The organism is Parafrankia irregularis (genome assembly GCF_001536285.1).
Taxonomy (GTDB): domain Bacteria; phylum Actinomycetota; class Actinomycetes; order Frankiales; family Frankiaceae; genus Parafrankia; species Parafrankia irregularis.
The window spans coordinates 69,745-86,680 of record NZ_FAOZ01000015.1 but is presented as its reverse complement, the minus strand read 5'-3'; the positions used below and the strand labels follow the sequence as shown (position 1 = coordinate 86,680).

Annotated in this window: 14 protein-coding genes; 6 read left to right on the top strand and 8 right to left on the bottom strand. The window is 72.5% G+C overall.

Annotated features, from left to right (window positions below; genetic code table 11):
- Positions 1-31: 31 nt before the first annotated feature.
- Positions 32-1,594 (top strand): allantoicase, encoded by a 1,563-nt coding sequence (locus AWX74_RS21900; RefSeq protein WP_091280081.1) that lies wholly within the window; start codon positions 32-34, stop codon positions 1,592-1,594.
- A 91-nt stretch (positions 1,595-1,685) separates the two neighbouring features.
- Positions 1,686-2,012: a hydroxyisourate hydrolase gene (gene uraH, locus AWX74_RS21895; RefSeq protein WP_091280078.1), complete on the top strand. Its 327-nt coding sequence runs from the start codon at positions 1,686-1,688 to the stop codon at positions 2,010-2,012.
- Positions 2,013-2,295: 283 nt separating this feature from the next.
- On the opposite strand, the gene AWX74_RS21890 is transcribed toward uraH, so the two are convergent.
- On the bottom strand, positions 2,296-3,585 hold the full coding sequence (locus tag AWX74_RS21890) for a DUF6986 family protein (protein WP_397311638.1): 1,290 nt from the start codon (positions 3,583-3,585) through the stop codon (positions 2,296-2,298).
- A 450-nt stretch (positions 3,586-4,035) separates the two neighbouring features.
- The gene (locus AWX74_RS21885; protein ID WP_091280076.1) at positions 4,036-5,478 is read right to left on the bottom strand and encodes an 8-oxoguanine deaminase; all 1,443 of its coding nucleotides are present in this window, start codon (positions 5,476-5,478) and stop codon (positions 4,036-4,038) included.
- A 72-nt stretch (positions 5,479-5,550) separates the two neighbouring features.
- Here AWX74_RS21885 and AWX74_RS21880 point away from each other — a divergent pair, with 72 nt between their 5' ends.
- On the top strand, positions 5,551-6,444 hold the full coding sequence (locus AWX74_RS21880) for a TrmH family RNA methyltransferase (protein WP_091280282.1): 894 nt from the start codon (positions 5,551-5,553) through the stop codon (positions 6,442-6,444).
- Between the two features lie 92 nt (positions 6,445-6,536).
- Positions 6,537-7,616 (top strand): agmatinase, encoded by a 1,080-nt coding sequence (gene speB / locus AWX74_RS21875; RefSeq protein WP_091280072.1) that lies wholly within the window; start codon positions 6,537-6,539, stop codon positions 7,614-7,616.
- Positions 7,617-7,660: 44 nt separating this feature from the next.
- Here the strand turns inward: speB and AWX74_RS21870 are convergent, their stop codons facing one another.
- Both AWX74_RS21870 and AWX74_RS21865 read right to left on the bottom strand, forming a co-directional pair.
- Positions 7,661-8,380, bottom strand: coding sequence for an ABC transporter ATP-binding protein (locus tag AWX74_RS21870; protein WP_091280069.1), 720 nt, complete (start codon positions 8,378-8,380; stop codon positions 7,661-7,663).
- Positions 8,381-8,580: 200 nt separating this feature from the next.
- Positions 8,581-9,045: a hypothetical protein gene (locus AWX74_RS21865; RefSeq protein WP_054564578.1), complete on the bottom strand. Its 465-nt coding sequence runs from the start codon at positions 9,043-9,045 to the stop codon at positions 8,581-8,583.
- A 218-nt stretch (positions 9,046-9,263) separates the two neighbouring features.
- On the opposite strand from AWX74_RS21865, the gene AWX74_RS40155 reads away from it, so the two are divergent.
- Complete coding sequence (locus AWX74_RS40155; protein WP_165615724.1) at positions 9,264-10,634, top strand: hypothetical protein; 1,371 nt, start codon at positions 9,264-9,266, stop codon at positions 10,632-10,634.
- Positions 10,635-10,750: 116 nt separating this feature from the next.
- Entirely contained in the window at positions 10,751-12,094 is a 1,344-nt protein-coding gene (locus AWX74_RS21850; RefSeq protein ID WP_091280059.1) for an ABC transporter substrate-binding protein, read from the top strand.
- Between the two features lie 344 nt (positions 12,095-12,438).
- Here the strand turns inward: AWX74_RS21850 and AWX74_RS21845 are convergent, their stop codons facing one another.
- The 4 genes from AWX74_RS21845 to AWX74_RS21830 all read right to left on the bottom strand — a co-directional run bounded on the left by AWX74_RS21845 (position 12,439) and on the right by AWX74_RS21830 (position 16,899).
- A complete protein-coding gene (locus tag AWX74_RS21845; RefSeq protein ID WP_054565368.1) occupies positions 12,439-13,134 on the bottom strand; it encodes an ABC transporter ATP-binding protein in 696 nt (231 codons plus the stop codon).
- A 74-nt stretch (positions 13,135-13,208) separates the two neighbouring features.
- Complete coding sequence (locus tag AWX74_RS21840; protein WP_091280052.1) at positions 13,209-14,087, bottom strand: ABC transporter ATP-binding protein; 879 nt, start codon at positions 14,085-14,087, stop codon at positions 13,209-13,211.
- Positions 14,087-16,345, bottom strand: coding sequence for an ABC transporter permease (locus AWX74_RS21835; protein WP_091280048.1), 2,259 nt, complete (start codon positions 16,343-16,345; stop codon positions 14,087-14,089). Before AWX74_RS21835 ends, AWX74_RS21840 begins: the two co-directional genes overlap by 1 nt.
- An 89-nt stretch (positions 16,346-16,434) precedes the next feature.
- Entirely contained in the window at positions 16,435-16,899 is a 465-nt protein-coding gene (locus AWX74_RS21830) for a transporter (RefSeq protein WP_091280046.1), read from the bottom strand.
- Positions 16,900-16,936 lie beyond the last annotated feature (37 nt).

Sequence of the window (16,936 nt, the reverse complement as noted above, 5' to 3'; positions counted from 1 at the left end):
AAGCAGGGAAGCACGTCGAAGGAGTTCTCGAATGTCTGATGCGCCCGACCTGACGAACCTCGTCGACCTGGCCGCGGCCCGTTTCGGGGGCTCGGTCGTGGCGGTGAACGACGAGTTCTTCGCGCACGCGGAACGCATGCTCCTCCCGGAGGCCCCGGTGGTCCGTCCCGGGGTGTTCACCGAGCGGGGCCAGTGGACCGACGGCTGGGAGACCCGGCGCCGCCGCGACCTGCCCGGTTCGGACTGGGCGATCGTCCGGCTGGGCGCGCCGGGCATCGTGCACGCCGTGACCGTGGACACGACCCACTTCACCGGCAACGCTCCGGAGGCGGTCGAGCTGCACGGCGCCACGCTGGCCGGCTATCCGTCCGCCGAGGAGGTCGCGGAGGACTCGGTCACCTGGGTGCCGCTCGTGGGACGTACGCCGGTGTCGGCCGACGCGGTCAACGTCCTGGCCGTGCCGGAGGAGGCGCGGTTCCGGATCAGTCACCTGCGGTTGACCATCCACCCGGATGGCGGGGTGGCCCGCCTGCGGGTGCACGGCGTGGTCGTTCCCGACCCGCGGCTGCTCGACCGGGTGACCTCGGATCTCGCCGCCGCCTACCTGGGCGGTGTCGTGGTCGCTGCCAGCGACATGCACTACGGCGACCGCCACAACCTGAACGCCTCCGGCGAGGCCCGGGTCATGGGCGAGGGGTGGGAGACCCGGCGCCGGCGCGGCGAGGGGCACGACTGGGCGGTGGTGCGGCTGGCCACCGAGGGCACGGTGGTGCGGGCCGAGGTCGACACCCGGCACTTCCGCGGCAACGCGCCCCGTGCGGTCGCCCTGTGGGCGGCGAACGCCCCGAAGGCGGGGGACGGCGAGGTGGCCGCGGCGGGCCTCGCGGCGGTCCCCGAGTGGCGCCCGCTGATGCCCCGGACCAGGGTCCAGCCGAACACCCGGCACCTTTTCGACCTGGAGGTACCGGCCGAGGCCACCCACATCCGGGTCGACGCGATCCCGGACGGCGGGCTGGCTCGGCTGCGGCTGCTCGGCAACCCGACGGCGGCCGGTCGTGAGGGGCTGGCCATGCGCTGGTTCGACTCGCTGGCACCCGCGGCCGCCAGGGAGGAGCTCCTGGCCTGCTGCGGCTCCGAGGACTGGGCGGACGCCGTGGTGGCCCGCCGGCCCTTCGGCACCCTCGCGGCGCTGTTGCCCGCCGCCGAGCAGGAGTGGTGGGCGCTGCCCGACTCGGCCTGGCTCGAGGCGTTCACCGCGCATCCCCGGATCGGGGAGCGCCCGGCACCCGCGCCGACGCCGCCCACGTCGTCCCGGGCCACCATCGTCACCATCGACGCCCCCCGGCGTGAGCAGGCCGCGCTCGACCAGGCGAGTGCCGAGGTCCGCCGCGCGCTCGCGGAGGGCAACGCCGCCTACGAGGATCGGTTCGGGTTCGTCTTCCTGGTTCGGGCCGCCGGGCGTGGCGCCCAGGAGATGCTGGACCTGCTTCGCGAGAGGATGGCCAACGAGCCCGACGCCGAGCTTCGCGTGGCGGCCGGTCAGCAGGCCGAGATCACGGCGCTGCGCCTGCGCCACCTGATCACCGGCGAGTGACCGCCGTCGCCCGGCCCTGGGCGACGTGACGGCGACGTGACGAGGCCGCGGCGCAGCTCCGGCTTCGCGGCGGCCGGAGAAGGCGGTGCCTGTGAGCTTGTCGACCCATGTGCTGGACACCGGCGTCGGGAAACCGGCCGTCGGGGTTCCGGTCCGTCTCGAACGGGCTGTGCTGACCCTCGACGGTGAGGTGAAGGGCTGGCGCCCGGTCGCGCAGGCCGTCACGGACGGCGACGGGCGGGTGGCGCAGCTGCCGGCGGACGGCGCCGGCACCTGGCGGCTGCTGTTCGACACCGCCGGGCACTCGGCCTTCCATCCCGAGGTCGCGATCACCTTCGTCATCGAGGACGCGGCCGAGCACGTCCATGTCCCGCTGCTGCTCGCGCCCTTCGGATACACCACCTACCGCGGCAGCTGACCGCGCACCCGGACAGCGACGGCGACCGGCGACCGGCGACCGGATTTGCTGGCTGACAAGATTCGACGGTTCTGGCTGTCAGAGCGCGGTAGCAGAACCCGGCGGAGCGGCGGAGTCCGCTCGCGACCGCGCCTGGTGGTTGCTACCGGACAAGATCAAGGAATTTTGGTCGTCCTGACGACCAGAATTCCTTGATCTTCCCATTCTTCAGCGCCTCCGACTCCTCATGGTCGCCGGGTAACAGCGGGCGGTGTCCGCATCCCGCCGTGATCCCCAGGTCGGGTCAGCGCGGTCGGGCCCCGGGCGGTCGCCCGCCCAGCCGGGAGACTGTCGCGCGGTCCAGGCCGGCTGTGCGCAGCCGCGTGTCGTCCAACAGATGCGCGTCGAGCGCGCGCAGAACATGCCCGGCCAGGGCCCGTGCCGTCGCGGGTTCGTCGGCGACGGAGCCCGAGGCGCGTGCGGCGGCGTAGTCCGCGAGCCGGCGCAGCGCGTCGGGGAGCCCGCGCAGCAGGCAGCCCGCGACCGCGGCGTGCCGGCTGACGAGCTGCGCCGGATGCAGGTCCCAGCCCTGGTAGAGACCCCGTGACCAGGCCCGGCGGACCAGCTCGCCGTGGCGGCGCCAACCGGCGTGGACGTCCGCCGCCGTCCCGACGGGCAGCAGGTTGGAGGAGCCGTCGGCGACCCGGACGCCGGTGCCCGCCGCCGCGAGCTGCATCAGCGCGGTGGCCAGCTCCACAGCCGGATGATCGCTGGCCTGGTCGGCCGCGGAGATGCCGAGCGCCGCGGAGTAGTCGTAGGTACCCACGTGCAGCCCGGTGAGCCGGCCGGGCGCGGCGGCGACCAGCGCGGGCAGGCCCATCACCGCGGCCGGTGTCTCGACCTGGATCTCCAGCGCGACGGGCCCGATTCCGAGCTGGTGTTCCAGAGCCGTCAGGACGTCACAGAAGACCACCACCTGCTCCGGCGCGCTTACCTTGGGCAACGTCACCACCAGGCCGGGTGGCGGCCCGTCGTCTCCGGCCAGGGTGGTGAGGAAGAGGTCGAGGCTGCGCAGCCCCCGGGTTCGTACGGCCGCGTCGAGTGATTTGGGGCGCAGGCCGTAGCAGGCGGGCAGCGTGCCGGCGGCGGCCGCGGACCGCAGCGCCCTGGCCGCGGCTACGGCGTCCGCGTCCTCGGCGCTGTCGGCGCGGATGCCGTAGCCGTCCTCCAGGTCGACTCTGAGGTCCTGGACCGGTTCCGCTGCCAGGGTGCGGCTGACATGCGCGTACACGTCCGCGGCGAGGGCCGCGGCTGACCCGCCCAGGGTGACCAGCGCGAGCGTGTCGGGATCCGGTGCGTGCCGGGTGAGCGTTTCGCGGGCCGCGCGGCCCCATTCACCGACGATGTCCGGGTGAACCCGGTCGGCCGGGACGTAGCAGGTGTGCACCGGCTGACGGGTGCCGGGATCACCCGGGTGGCGGGCCGCCAGTTCGGCGTCGATACGGCCCAGCGTCGCGGTGAGCGCCGCGGTGGTGCCGGCTGACAGCGTCGGCACGACCGCACCGTCGGGTCGGATCTGGGGACGTGCCTGCACGGTGGGAAACCTCGTTAGCTTGTCGATGGCTGCCGGCTGCGTGGCGCGGCAGGAGTACCGCGTCAGCCGAAGTCTGGCGTGCCGAGGTGACCTGGCGTGGCCGAACGACCTGGGCGCCGAGCGCGGCTGGAGTGCCGAGCGCTGGGCGCCGAGCGGCTGCCGGAGCGTCGAGCGGCCGGGGTGCGCACGAGAACGACGCCGCCGCCGGCGCGTTCGGCGCCGATCGGGGGATTCGGCGGGTGGCGCCGACGGCGGCTGCCTGGAACGCGATTCGTGCCGCGGCCGAGGGCGATGACGGCATTGATGCCCTGACAGTCAGGCCGAGCGCCGAACGCGAGCTGTTGGTCCGGAACTGCAAGCTCCCTGCCAGGATACTGCGCCGAAGCGGGTGCAACCAGCCATGTTCAGGGGCCGGATCGGTGTGCTGATGGGCCGTGTACGGAGTAACGGCTACCCTGCATTCTCGAACGCCGCCTGAATGCCCGCTGCGATGCGGCGGTGACGGCTGAGCATCTCGGTCAGGTCGGAGTCGACTGGCAGGCCGTTCTCGACCACCGTGCGCCCGGCCACGACCGTGTGCCGGGCGGCCGTGGGCCCGCAGCGCAGCCAGGCGTCGATCGGATCGGAAAGGGCTCCGGCGTAGGCGATTCCGTCCAGCGGCCAGACGACCAGATCGCCCACCGAGCCAACGGCGAGGAGGCCGATCTCCCCGGCGCGCCCGAGGCAGGCCGCCCCGCCCCGGGTCGCCATCTCCAGGGCGTCGCGGGCGGACATCGCACCGGCTCCCTGGCGCAGCCGGCCGAGCAGCATCGCGGTGCGCGCCTCGAGCCAGAGCGAGGCCGAGTCGGCCGACGACGAACCGTCACAGCCCAGCCCGACGGGGACGCCGGCCGCGCGCATCTCGGCGACCGGGGCGAGCCCGCCGCCGAGGATCATGTTGCTGCTGGGGCAGTGGGCCACCCCGGTGCCCCAGGTCCCGAGGCGCTCGATCTCCTCGGGGTTCGGGCAGATGCAGTGGGCGACCCAGGCGCGGTCACTGCCCCAGCCGACCTCGGCGAACTGGTCGATCGGCCGCCGCCCGAAGACGGCCAGGCAGTAGTCGTCCTCCTCGGGATCCTCGGCCAGATGGGTGTGCAGGCGGACGTCGAGCTTCTCGGCCAGCTCCGCGGTCGCCGTCATCAGCTCCGGGCTCACCGAGAACGGAGAGCACGGCGCGAGCGCGATCCGCACCATCGCCCCGTGCGACGGGTCGTGGTGCTTGGCGACGAGGCGGGCGGAGTCGTCCAGGATCTCGTCGGGCTCCTGGACGACCGAGTCCGGCGGGAGCCCGCCGTCCTTCACCGACAGCGACATCGACCCGCGGGTCGGGTGGAAGCGCATTCCCAGCTGCTGCGCGGCCGCGATCTCGGCCGTGATGAGGTCGCCGCCGCCGCGCGGGTGGACGTACAGGTGGTCGGTCGTCGTCGTGCAGCCGCCCAGCGCGAGCTCGGTCAGCCCCACGTACGCCGACGTGTGGACGGCTTCCTCATCCAGCCGGGACCACAGCGGATAGAGCGTCTTCAACCAGTTGAACAAAGTGCCGCCGAGCGCCGGCGCAAAGGAGCGGGTGAGGTTCTGGTAGATGTGGTGATGTGTGTTCACCAGGCCTGGCGTCACCAGGCAGCCGTCGGCCCGCAGCGTCCGGGCCGCGGCGGGCGGTGTCTGCTCGGGTCCGCCGATCGCGCTGACGAGCCCGTCGGTGATCGCCACCCAGCCGCCGCGGATCTCGCGCCGCTCGGCGTCCACCGTCGCGACCAGCTCCGCGCCGATCACCAGAAGGTCGGCCATGGGGCGTTCCCCGGGCACGGCGCTGGTGTCGGAGGGGCTTGTGTCGGCGGTGCCGGGTGTGCTCATGGGCGGTGATTCTGCAGGTCGTGGGTTTCGTGAATATGACAGTCGGGCGGTGGCGGGGTGGACGAGGACGGCTTGACGGCCGAGGGCGACGGGCCGGTCGTCGTCATCGACGACCCGGCGGACCCGCGCGTCTCGGACTACGTGGCGCTGACCGACGTCGCGCTGCGCCGGCGCCGGGAACCCGAGCAGGGGCTGTTCATCGCCGAGGGCGAGCGGGTGATCGAACGGGCGCTGCGCGCGGGCTACCAGCCGCGCTCGGTGCTGGTGTCACCGGCGCGGCGTCACGGCGTCCCGGCCGGCTTCTGGGCCCGGCCGTCGCCCGGCCAGCCCGCCGCGCCGGTGTATGTGGCGGGTCCGGCGGTGCTGGCGGCGATCACCGGGTTCGAGGTCCACCGCGGGGCCCTGGCGTCGATGTGCCGCCGGGAGCCGCTCGACGCCGCGCAGCTCCTCGCCACGGCACGCCGGGTGCTCGTCTGCGAGGACCTGGTCAGCCACACCAACCTCGGCGCGATCTTCAGGTCGGCCGCCGGCCTGGGCATGGATGCCGTCCTGCTGAGCCCGCGGTGCGCCGATCCGCTGTACCGGCGGTCGGTGCGGGTGTCGATGGGCGAGGTCTTCGCCGTGCCCTATGCCCGCCTCGAACCGTGGCCCGCGGCGTTGTCCCTGCTGCGCACGGCTGGTTTCGAGGTGGTGGCGCTGACGCCGGCCCCCGACGCGCAGGAGCTGACGGCGGCCTGGGCGGCACCGGACGACCGGGTCGCGGTGCTGCTGGGAACGGAGGGCAGCGGCCTCACCGACGAGGTGCTGGCCACGGCGACCCGCCGGGCGCGGATTCCGATGGCCCACGGTGTCGACTCCCTCAACGTCGCCGCGACGGCCGCGATCGCCTGTTACGTGCTCGGGCTCCGCCCGCCCGCACCCACCGCACCCTCCGCACCCTCCGCGCCGGCCGCGCCTGCCCGGTGACCTGATGGCCGCGTGCCGTGGCGGGTGAAGGCGCAGACTGGTGTTGAGTGATGCTCTGATGGCTGACAGTGGCGAGGAGTGGGGCGGTACTCATGGCGCAGGGCCCGGAACCGTCGCCGGTGCCGCCCTATGCGGGTGCGACGGGCGCTGGTGCGTCGGCGTCGGCGGATGACCCCGGGCCGGACGCGCCGGGGTACGCCGGCCTCGCCACCTTCGCGGACCGGCCCTGGATGCCCGGCCTCGACGAGCTGCGGGCGCGCCGTCCCGACGTCGCGGTCGTCGGCGCGCCGTTCGACATCGCCACGACGCACCGGCCCGGTGCCCGGTTCGGGCCGCGGGCGCTGCGCGCACAGGCCTACAACCCGGGCACCTACCATCTCGACCTCGGGATCGAGATCTTCGACTGGCTCGACGTCGTCGACGCCGGTGACGCGCACTGCCCGCACGGCCTGACCGAGGCTTCACACCGCAACATCCGGGCCAAGGTCGGTGACATCGCCCGGCTCGGCATCCGTCCGGTGATCATCGGTGGTGACCATTCGATCACCTGGCCCGCCGCGAGCGGGGTGGCCGAGGCCGTCGGCTGGGGCGAGGTCGGGCTGCTGCACTTCGACGCGCACGCCGACACCGCGGACATCATCGACGGGAACCTGGCCTCGCACGGGACGCCGATGCGGCGGCTGATCGAGTCCGGTGCGGTGCGCGGGCGCAACTTCGTCCAGGTTGGGCTGCGCGGGTACTGGCCACCCCCGGACGTCTTCGCCTGGATGCGCGAGCAGGGGATGCGCTGGCATCTGATGCACGAGATCTGGGAACGCGGCAGTCGTGAGGTCATCGCCGAGGCGATCGCGCAGGCGGTCGACGGCTGCCGCGCGCTTTACCTCTCGGTCGACATCGACGTGCTCGACCCGGGATTCGCGCCGGGCACCGGAACCCCCGAACCGGGCGGCATGACCCCGGCCGATCTGCTGCGTGCCGTGCGGCAGATCGCGCTCGACGCCCCGGTCGTCGCCGCGGACATCGTCGAGGTCTCGCCGCCGTACGACCACGCGGACATGACCGTGAACAGCGCGCACCGGGTCGCGCTGGAGATCTTCGCCGCGCTCGCGCACCGGCGGAGGTCCGAGGCCGGTGGAACGGTGGACCTGCCCGGCCGGCCGCCGCACAGCTGATCGCCGTACGGCCTGTCCGCCAGCACCGGCCTGTCCGCGGCCGGTCAGGCCGCCGTGGGCTCCGCGTGCACCTCGGGTGCCGTACCGACCCGCACGATCCGTCCGTCGCGTAGTACGGCGACCCGGTCGGCGAGGGCCAGTGCCTCGTCACGGTCGACGGTGGTGTGCACGACGGTCAGCCCGACCTGACGCTGCACGGCCCGCAGGTCCTCCCGGAGCGCTGGCCGCAACCGTTCGTCCATGGCCTGGAGGGGATCGTCGAGCAGCAGGATCCGCGGCCGGACCACCAGCGCACGGGCCAGTGCCACCCGCTGCTGCTGCTCCCCGGAAAGCTGCGGCGGGCGTCGCCGCGCGTACTCCGACATCTGGACGGCCGCGAGCGCGGAGCGCACCCGCGCTGACGTCTCGGCGCGGCCGGGGCCGGCCGGGCCGTGGGCGTGCCGCAGCCCGAACGCGACGTTCGCGGCGACATCCAGGAACGGGAACAGCGTGTAGCCGCCGAAGATCGCACTGACGGCGCGTCGGTGGTTGGGTCTGCAGGTCGGGTCCTCGCCGTCGAGCAGGACCCGGCCGGCCGACGGCTGTTCCGCCCCGGAGACCAGCCGCAGTACGGATGTCTTGCCGCTGCCGGGCGGCCCCTGAAGGCAGAAGTACTCACCGGCTTTGATCGTCAGGCTGACGTCGTCAACCGCGGTCCTGCCCCCGAAACGAAGACTCAGCCCGATCAGATCAACCTGGCCGGTGCGACGGCCGCCCTCCGCCATGCCCACCCCCAGCCGCCCGGCCCAGCCTGGTGCGTACCGGGTGAAAACGACAGTCTCACCCCGGTCGTGGACGGGTTCGGCCGGCCCTTCGGCCGCGCCGTGCGGGTCGGCTTCGGATGGATTCCCGTTGGGCGGGCGGTTATGAACGGGCCGGGCCTGGAACGGGAACGCGGGGCTGGGCCGGGAACACTCAGGAACAGTCAGGAACGCGGGTCGAGGTGAAGTGCTTCCTCTTCGGCGGTACGCCGCCACGCCTCGTCATCGGCTGGTCGGTGGCGGCGGTGGGCACCGTCACTGCTCTCGACAACCTGGTCCGAGTTCGTGTCGTCGAACGCCGCGATGTTCGACGAACCTTCGGCGAAGAAATCGCTGTCGTCCGCGCCGGCATCGCCACTTTCCGACTCGGCGTATGGATCAGGGTCAGGGACCTCGGCGGCAAGCTGACGATCAAAGGACGACGAACGCTCTTCCCGCGGCGTGATCGGATTGCGAACCAGTCCGCTCGGCGTGTCCGGCGGATCCCAGCTGTCGTCGAGTGGGTCGAGACCCGCGTCGGTCGACCCGAGGTCGTCGCTGTCGGTGATCTCGGCGCGTTCCAGCGGTGAGTTGCTGTCCAGGTCAAGGACGTCGAGGTCCGGCTGGATGTCCGAGGCGGGCCATGTCATCGCTGCCTCCTGTTCCGGTGCGAACGGCCGAGCTGATGCGGCGTGAACGCTTGCGGACGGCCAGACCGCTGGTGCTTCGGACCCGTGGTGCGCTGGCCGGTCTCGACCTTGGGCGTTCCCGGGACCGACCGGGCTAACCGGTCCACCCACGCAGTACCGCTGGTCTTACGTACCCCCGATGCGGGAAGGAGCGGGGATAACGTATAGCGTCCCCAAATGTGGCTACTGTTGCTGACCGGATTCTCGAGCAGCTCGCGCTGATTCCCGACGGACTGGATGACGGCTCGCTGGCCGCGGCGATCAGCGCGAATCGTGCAACGGTGAACCAGGCATGCCGGCGTCTCGCGGCGCAGGGCAAGTTGGACCGGGGCCCCGGTCCCGGCGGCCTGATCCTCAACCGGCTGCTGGTGACGCCGACCGCGGAGCCGGACGTCGCGGTGGCCGAGCCGGATGTCGCATCGGCCGAGCCGGACGCGGTGGCCGAGCCGGACGTGGTGGCGGTGGCCCAGCCGGACGTGGTGGCAGAGCCGGACGTCGCGGTGGCCGAGCTGGACGTGGTGGCCGTGAGCGCGCCCGTGTCGGTGGGCGCGGCGCAGACAGCGGTGTCGGTGGAGCCCGTCGAGGCGCTACCGGTAGCAGCGCAGGCCAGTGACCTGCCCTTGGCTCAACCCGAGCCGGCGACTGGCGCGGAGCCGGCCTCGCCCCAGGTCACCGTCCCGAGCGCGCGTGTGTCCGAGGAGTCCCTCGCCGACGAGGCGGCAGCTGAGCCCGTCGAGGTGCTCGAGCCGGTCGAGGTGCTCGAGCCGGTCGAGAGCGTGGTGTTGGTCGAGGAGACCGTGTCTGTCGAGGACGTGGTGTTGGTCGACGAGGTGGTGTCCGAGGACGTCGCGCCGGTCGAGAGCGTGGTGTTGGTCGAGGACGTGGTGTTGGTCGAGGAGACCGTGTCTGTCGAGGACGTGGTCCCGGTCGACGAGAGCGTCGCACCCGTCGAGGACTCGGTCCCGGTCGATCAGGTGCCGGTTGACGAGGTGCCGGTCAGCGAGGCCGCGGCGGCCTCGAACGCGCTCGTCGCCGCAGTCGAGGCCGCCGTGGCCCCCTCCATCGAGGCGGTCTCCCAGGCGGCGCTCGCACGGGATGGGGCCACCGACGGGGAGACACCGCAGGGTGTGGACGCGGTTCTGGCACTCGGGCAGGTGATCGCGGCGATCGACGAGACGGTCGCGGCGATCACGGCCACCACCACGGCCGCGGGCCGCGGCGCCCCCGTCCCGGAGGCCGCCCCCGTGTCGGTTCCGCCGCCCGCGTCGGCCGAACCCGTCGGTGACGCACTGTCATCGGGCCGGGCCGTTGACGCCGACGGTGGCGCGGGGAACGACGGCGCCGTTGACGGTGAGCTGGCCCTGGGCGCGAGTGCGGGTGACGATCGGGAACCGGTGGCGGAACCCGCGGTCGTGGTCGCGGAGCCCCCGATCAGTGATGAGGACCTCACCGCTGGCGTGAGTGCGGAGGATGCCGGTGGCCCGGCTGCTCCGCCGGTTCGTCGTACGTGGTGGCGTCGGTTGTTCGTGCGGGGCGCTGGACGAGCCTGACGGCAGGTAGCGGTCCTGTTGCCGACGGCGTGGTCGCTGTCGGTAGCCTGACCGGCGAGGCCCGCGCAGAGCTGGTGGCGTGTGAGCGCCGCCGACCTATCAGAGGAGTGCAATTCATGCGAGCGAGAGCGCTCGTCGCCGGGGTCGTGCTGTCCTCCCTGGCGCTCGTCGCCTGCGGCAGCCGTGCGGGTGACTCGGCTCCGTCCGGCGAAGGTACGCAGACCGGTGCTGCTTCGGCCAACACCGCGTCCGACACCGGTGTGACGCCCACCGAGATCAAGATCGGCAACATCACCGGCATGAGCGGTGGCCTGGGGCCGGAGACGTTCTCGGCGTCCCTCTACGGCGCACGCGCCTATTTCGAGGCGCTCAACGCCAGGGGTGGCGTCAACGGGCGCAAGGTGACCCTGGTGTCGTGCGACGACAAGAGCACCGGCGACGACAACGTCGCCTGCGCGCACAAGCTGGTCGACGACGAGAAGGTGTTCGCCCTCGCCGGTGTGACGGCCTTCGACTACGCCGGCGGCCAGTACATCAACTCCGAGGGCGTGCCGGACATCGGCGGCCAGCCGGTGGGCGTCCAGTACGACCAGTACCCGCACCTGTACTCGATCTACGGCAGTGACTACCCGCGGGACGGCCGCCGGCCGGGCTTCGACGGCAACCTTTACGGCGGCACCGAGGAGTACCGCTGGTACAAGGAGAAGCTCGGCGCGACCACGGCGGCGGTGGTCTACTACAGCATCGCCCAGTCCGAGCGGTACGCGACGAAGATCGCCAACGGCCTGCGGGCCGAGGGCTACAAGGTGGTCGAGGAGCCGATCAACCTCGCCGCGCCCAACTGGGACTCGGTCGCGCAGCACATGAAGCAGCAGGGCGTCCAGATCGTGTTCGACGCGATGGAGGACACCGGTAACGCCAAGCTCTGCGAGTCGATGGAGCGCCAGGGCGTCCCGTTGAAGGCGAAGGTGACCACCGCGCAGGGCATGTCGAGCTCGGTCGGCACGCTCTACGCCAACTCGCCGCAGTGCCGCAACCTCGTCTACGCGACGACCCAGTCGGCGACCTTCTCGGACACCTCGATCCCGGCGGTCAAGGCGTTCCAGGACGCAGTCGCGACGTACGAGCCGGAAAGCGTCGCGAAGATGAACCAGTGGATGCTCGAGGGCTATGCCTCCGCGCAGTGGCTGACCGACGCGATGGCGTCGTGCGGGGCGAACCTGACCCGTGAGTGCGTCGAGACGTACATGAACCGCAGCGAGCCGTACACCGGCAACGGCCTGCTCACCGCCCGTGACTTCGTCAAGGACCAGCAGCCGCCGGCCGAGTCGAAGAACTGCCTCAATGTGGCCCGTTGGCAGGACACCGCCAACGGTGGCAAGGGCGGATGGCTGACGCAAAGCGGCGACATGAACACCAACTGCTACACGGTCAAGAACCTGCCCTACCCGGCAGCCTGAGCCTGACGCCGGAGTGTGTCGGCGCCCGATCCGGGCCCGACACACTCCGGCGTGGTTCCGTCCCACTCCAGGTATGGCCCGCCCGCTCCGGAATCCGAAGAGGCGAAGGGGCATCCGAAGAGGCGAAGGGTGTCGCAGGCCGCGACTGGGATTGCTGCCGGGCAAGATCCGAGCATTTTTGCCGCGAGCGCGACCAGAATCCTCAGATCTTGTCAGAGGCCAGATCTTGCCTTGTCAGAGGCCATGCCTCAGCCTGAGGTCTCAGGCCAGCCCTTTCGAGGGGGCGGCTGAGGGGCTCAGGCTGAGCGGCTGTTGGCGGCTGAGCGGCTGCTGGCCCTTTGGCCCTAGGGTGCGCTGGCGGCCAGCAGCTCGCTGGCGCCGAGCTCCGCCGGTGTACCGGCGAAGGTGATCTCGCCGCGATGCAGGACGTACACCATGTCGGCCAGGGCGAGCGCCTCCTCGGTGTACTGGTCGGCGAGGATCACGGTCGTACCCGCGTCGGCGACCGTCCCGAGCCAGGCGAACAGCTCGCTTGCGACCTTCGGGGACAGGCCCAGCGACAGCTCGTCCACCATGAGCACCGACGGGCGGGCGAGCAGCGCGCGGGCGAGGGCCAGCATGCGCCGCTCACCGCCGGACATGGAGCCGGCCCGCTGGCTCAGGCGCTCCTGTAGACGGGGGAACGCCTCCAGCGCGGGGGTGATGTCCGGGTGACCGCTGGCCTCGGCGATGATCTGCAGGTTGTCGCGGACGGACAGGGTCGCGAACACGGCCCGCTCGTCCGGGACGAGCATCAGCCCACGCTTCGCCCGGTTCGTCGTGGTCATCTTCGTGATCTGCTCACCGCGCCAGGTCAGCGAGCCGCCGCGCAGGGGGATGAGCCCGGCGATGGTGCGCAGCGTCGTGCTCTTGCCGGCACCGTTCGCGCCGAGCAGCGCGGTCACCGCCCCCGAGGGGATGGCCATGTCGATGCCGTGCAGGACCTCGATGGTGCGGTAGCCGGCCCGGGCGTTCTCCAGCCGCAGTTCGACGGCGGGCAGGCCCGCTTCGGCCGTGGGCGTGCCGTTCGGGCCGTCGGCGAGGTGGGTGTCGCCGATCGCGGCGGGGTTGGCGGTCAACGAAGCTCTCCAGACGACACGGCCACGGCGGGCGGACCGCCGGTCGGCGGGCTGTCCGCGGGCGGTCCGCCCCCTGACGGCCCGCCCGCCGGCGAGGCACCCGTGTTCTTCGAGGTCAGCGGACCCTGCGCCAGGTACACCGACTGCACGGTCGGGTCCGCGCGCACGGCCGCGGGTGCGCCTTCCGCCACGACCCGGCCGCCGACCATGGCATACACCCGGTCGACGACCTTGAAGACGAGGTCGACGTCGTGGTCGACGAGCAGGATCGCCACTCCGTCGTCGGCGATCCGGCGGACCAGCGCCGAGAACCGTTCGGTCTCGGCCGCGTCCAGCCCGCTGGCCGGCTCGTCGAGGAGCAGCACGTCGGGGCGTGCGCACAGGGCGCGGGCGAACTCGACGAGCCGCAGCGCACCGGTCGGCAGGGTGCCGGCGATGCTCTCCCGGATGTCCTCCAGCTGCAGGGAGGCCAGGACGTCGTCGACGATCTGCAGCGCACCGGTGCGCCCGCGTGCCCTGAACCCGAGCAGGTCCCCGGCGTAGTCGCGGCGCCGGTTCTCGGCGGCGACGAGCAGGTTGTCCGCCACGGTGAGGCTGGGGAACAGCGACGGCACCTGGAAGGTCTGCACCAGCCCGCGCCGGGACCGGGCGTCCGGGCTCATCCTGGTGATGTTGCGCTGGCCGAGGAGGACCTTGCCCTCGTCGGGCTGCTCCACCCCGGTGAGCAGGCTGAACAGGGTGGACTTGCCGGCGCCGTTCGGTCCGATGAGGCCGGTGATCTGGCCGCTGGGGACGTCCATGTTGACGTCCTCGACGGCGGTGAGGCCGCCGTAGCGGCGGACGAGGCCACGCGCCGACAGGTTGTTGCGGCTCATCAGGCACCCCTCTCAACCGGAACTGCGGGCAGGTGTGGCCGCGGCCCGGAGAGGCCCTGGCGTTCGGCGGAGTCCGCCTCGCCCGCCCGCGCGCTGGGGAGCATGTCGAGGGTCAGCCCGCTGCGGGCCGTGTGGTTCGCGACCGCGATGAGCAGCGTCTCGCCGAGCGGGGTGGGCCTGGGCGCACCGGCGGGCAGCACGATCCGAATGCCGTCGCCGGACCCGCCGGACCCGCCGGACCCGCTGGATCCGGCGGCCCCGTGCCGGGTGGCGCCGGCCGTGCCGGCCATGCCCGGCACGGCCCCGCCGGCCCGGGTCAGCCGGTTGGCCGCGGCGTGGGTGGTGTGCGCCGAGGGCACGAACTCGTCCGCCAGCACCCGGGCGACCCACGCGATGCCGCCTCGGACCGCGGAGGCGAGGCCGCCCGGCAGCCAGCCGAGCGAGAGCGCGAGGATGCCGACCGCGAGGATCGACGAGCCGGCCGGGGCGAGCACGTCGATGGCGACGATGAAGCCGGCCGCGATGATGGCGCCGGCGGCGCTGTCCGCACCGAAGACGACCACCGCCGTGAACCACAGCAGGCTCTGCATCGGGGCGAAGTCGTCGGTGGAGAACGACGACGCGCTGAAGGTGAGCAGCGCGCCGCCGAGGCCGGCCACCGCCGAGGAGATGGTGAACGCGAGCAGCTTGAGGCTGCGGACGTCGACGCCGACCGCCGCGGCACCTTCGGAGTGGTCACGCACCGCCAGCAGCGCCCGGCCGATCCGGCCATGGTGCAGGCTGCGGACGACCAACAGGCCGAGGCCGAGGCAGAACAGCTCGAAGAGGTAGAAGGCCTTGTCGCCCAGCTCGGCGCCGAAGAGCTCCAGCGGGTCCACGTACAGGCCGGAGGCGAAGTCCGGCTGCTCGAAGACGAAGCGGCTCACGACCGCGCCGACGGCGAAGGTCGTCAGCGCCAGGACCAGGCCGCGTCGGCGGATGGCCGGCCAGCCGGTGATCAGTCCGATCGGCGCGACCATGATCGCGCCGATGAACATGGCCCAGATGCCGGGGACGGCCGGCAGGCCGAACAGGTCACCGTTGGCGAGCTTCAGGGTGAACAGGGAGCCCAGCCCCGCGTAGCCGGCGACACCGAGGGAGAGCTGGCCGCTGTACCCGGTGAGGATCACCAGCGACAGGAAGATCAGTGCCAGCGCCGGGACCATGAACGCCGAGCGCAGGTCGGCCGGGGCGAAGGTCATCGGCGCCATCAGCAGCGCGGCGCCGCCGAGCTTGCCGAGGACGTCGCGGCGGGCCTCATCCCGGCTCACCGGGCCCGACGGCGGCGCGCCCCGGCTGGAGAAGCTCCCGGTGGAGCCCGAGTCTCCGTTGCCGAGCTCGCGCAGCCTGGGCACGACGAGGAGCAGGACCAGCAGCATGACGATGAACAGGTTCGACTGCAGGACGGTGAGGACCGTTCCCGCGTCGCCGTCCAGGGTGACCTGCTTGAGCTCGCTCTGCGCGACGGCGATCCCGAGCGCGGTGAGCACCGCCACCGGCAGGCTCGCCAGCCGGGCGGCCACCACGACCGCGAACGTCTCCAGGACCAGCAGGGTCAGACCGTAGGGGGTGAGCCGGAACTGCGGCGCCAGCAGGATGCCGGTGAGGCCGGCCATCGTGGTGCCCAGTGCCCAGCCGGCCGCCGCCACCTTGTCCGCGGGCACCCCGGAGAGCTCGGCGAGCTGCCGGTCGTCGACGACGGCCCGCACCTGGCGGCCGAACTTCGTCTTCGCGCCGAGGACGCCGAGGACGATGCAGAACACGACGACCATCGCCAGCTCGGCGAGGGCGTCCACGCCGACCCGGGTGTCACCGATCTTGACGGTGTCCGCCGGGAAGATGCTCGGTGCGTCGCCGCGGGAGCCGAGACCCCAGATGCCGGCGGTCATGCCGAGGGTGAGCACGAGGACGCCGAGGCTGGCGACCAGCGACTCCGCGGCCGAGGCACGGCGGCGGGCCAGCGGGCGGAAGACGAGCCGTTCCAGCAGCAGGCCGATGCCGGGGGAGAGGACCGCGAGCGCGAGGACCGCGGCCAGCCAGATCGGCAGGCCCCACTCGACGACCATCTCGCGGAACACATAGGCGACCAGGGTGGCGATACCGCCCTGGGCGAAGTTGAGAACGCCGTTGGTCCGGTAGGTGACCAGCACGCCGATACCGGACAGGGCCGCGATCGCCCCGAGCGAGATGGCGGTGAGCGCGAGATCGATACTGGTCATCCGCTCACTCCGCGGGAGGTGCCGGGGACGGGCCGGTCAGCGGCCCCGCGCCCGGGTCGACGGTGCCCATGGTGTCGTCCGGGGCCGGCTCAGAACCGCTGGCCGGAGACGGCCGCGGAGGCGGAGCTCGTCTGGGCCACGAACGGCTGGCCCGGTGCGCCGTGGCCCGGGACGTCGTGCCCCTGGGCGGCGGGCGCGGGCAGGTCGGCGGCCTCGGTGTCGGCCGCTCCGCTGGCCGCGGCGGCGATGATCAGGGTGTGCAGGTCGTCGACCTGGCCGGCGAGCCGGTTCTGCGTGGCCTGGTTGGCGTCCACCCGGTCGGCGACCAGCAGGGCGCTGCCCACGAGGACCAGCGCCAGGCCGCCGAAGCCGCCCGACACCACATACGGGAGCTGGTACGCGACGTCCGTCTCCTTGGAGACGCCCAGGTAGCAGCCGAGGAGAAGAACGCCGCCGGCTGCGGCGACCACCCATCCCCGCAGCGCTCGCACGACATCGACGACGAGGCGCGACGTCGGTCGCGCTCCGCCGGCGGCAGCGGTCTGCTCGTCCACTTTCGTCTCCCCCAAGGAGCGTCTCGGCTGTGCCCGT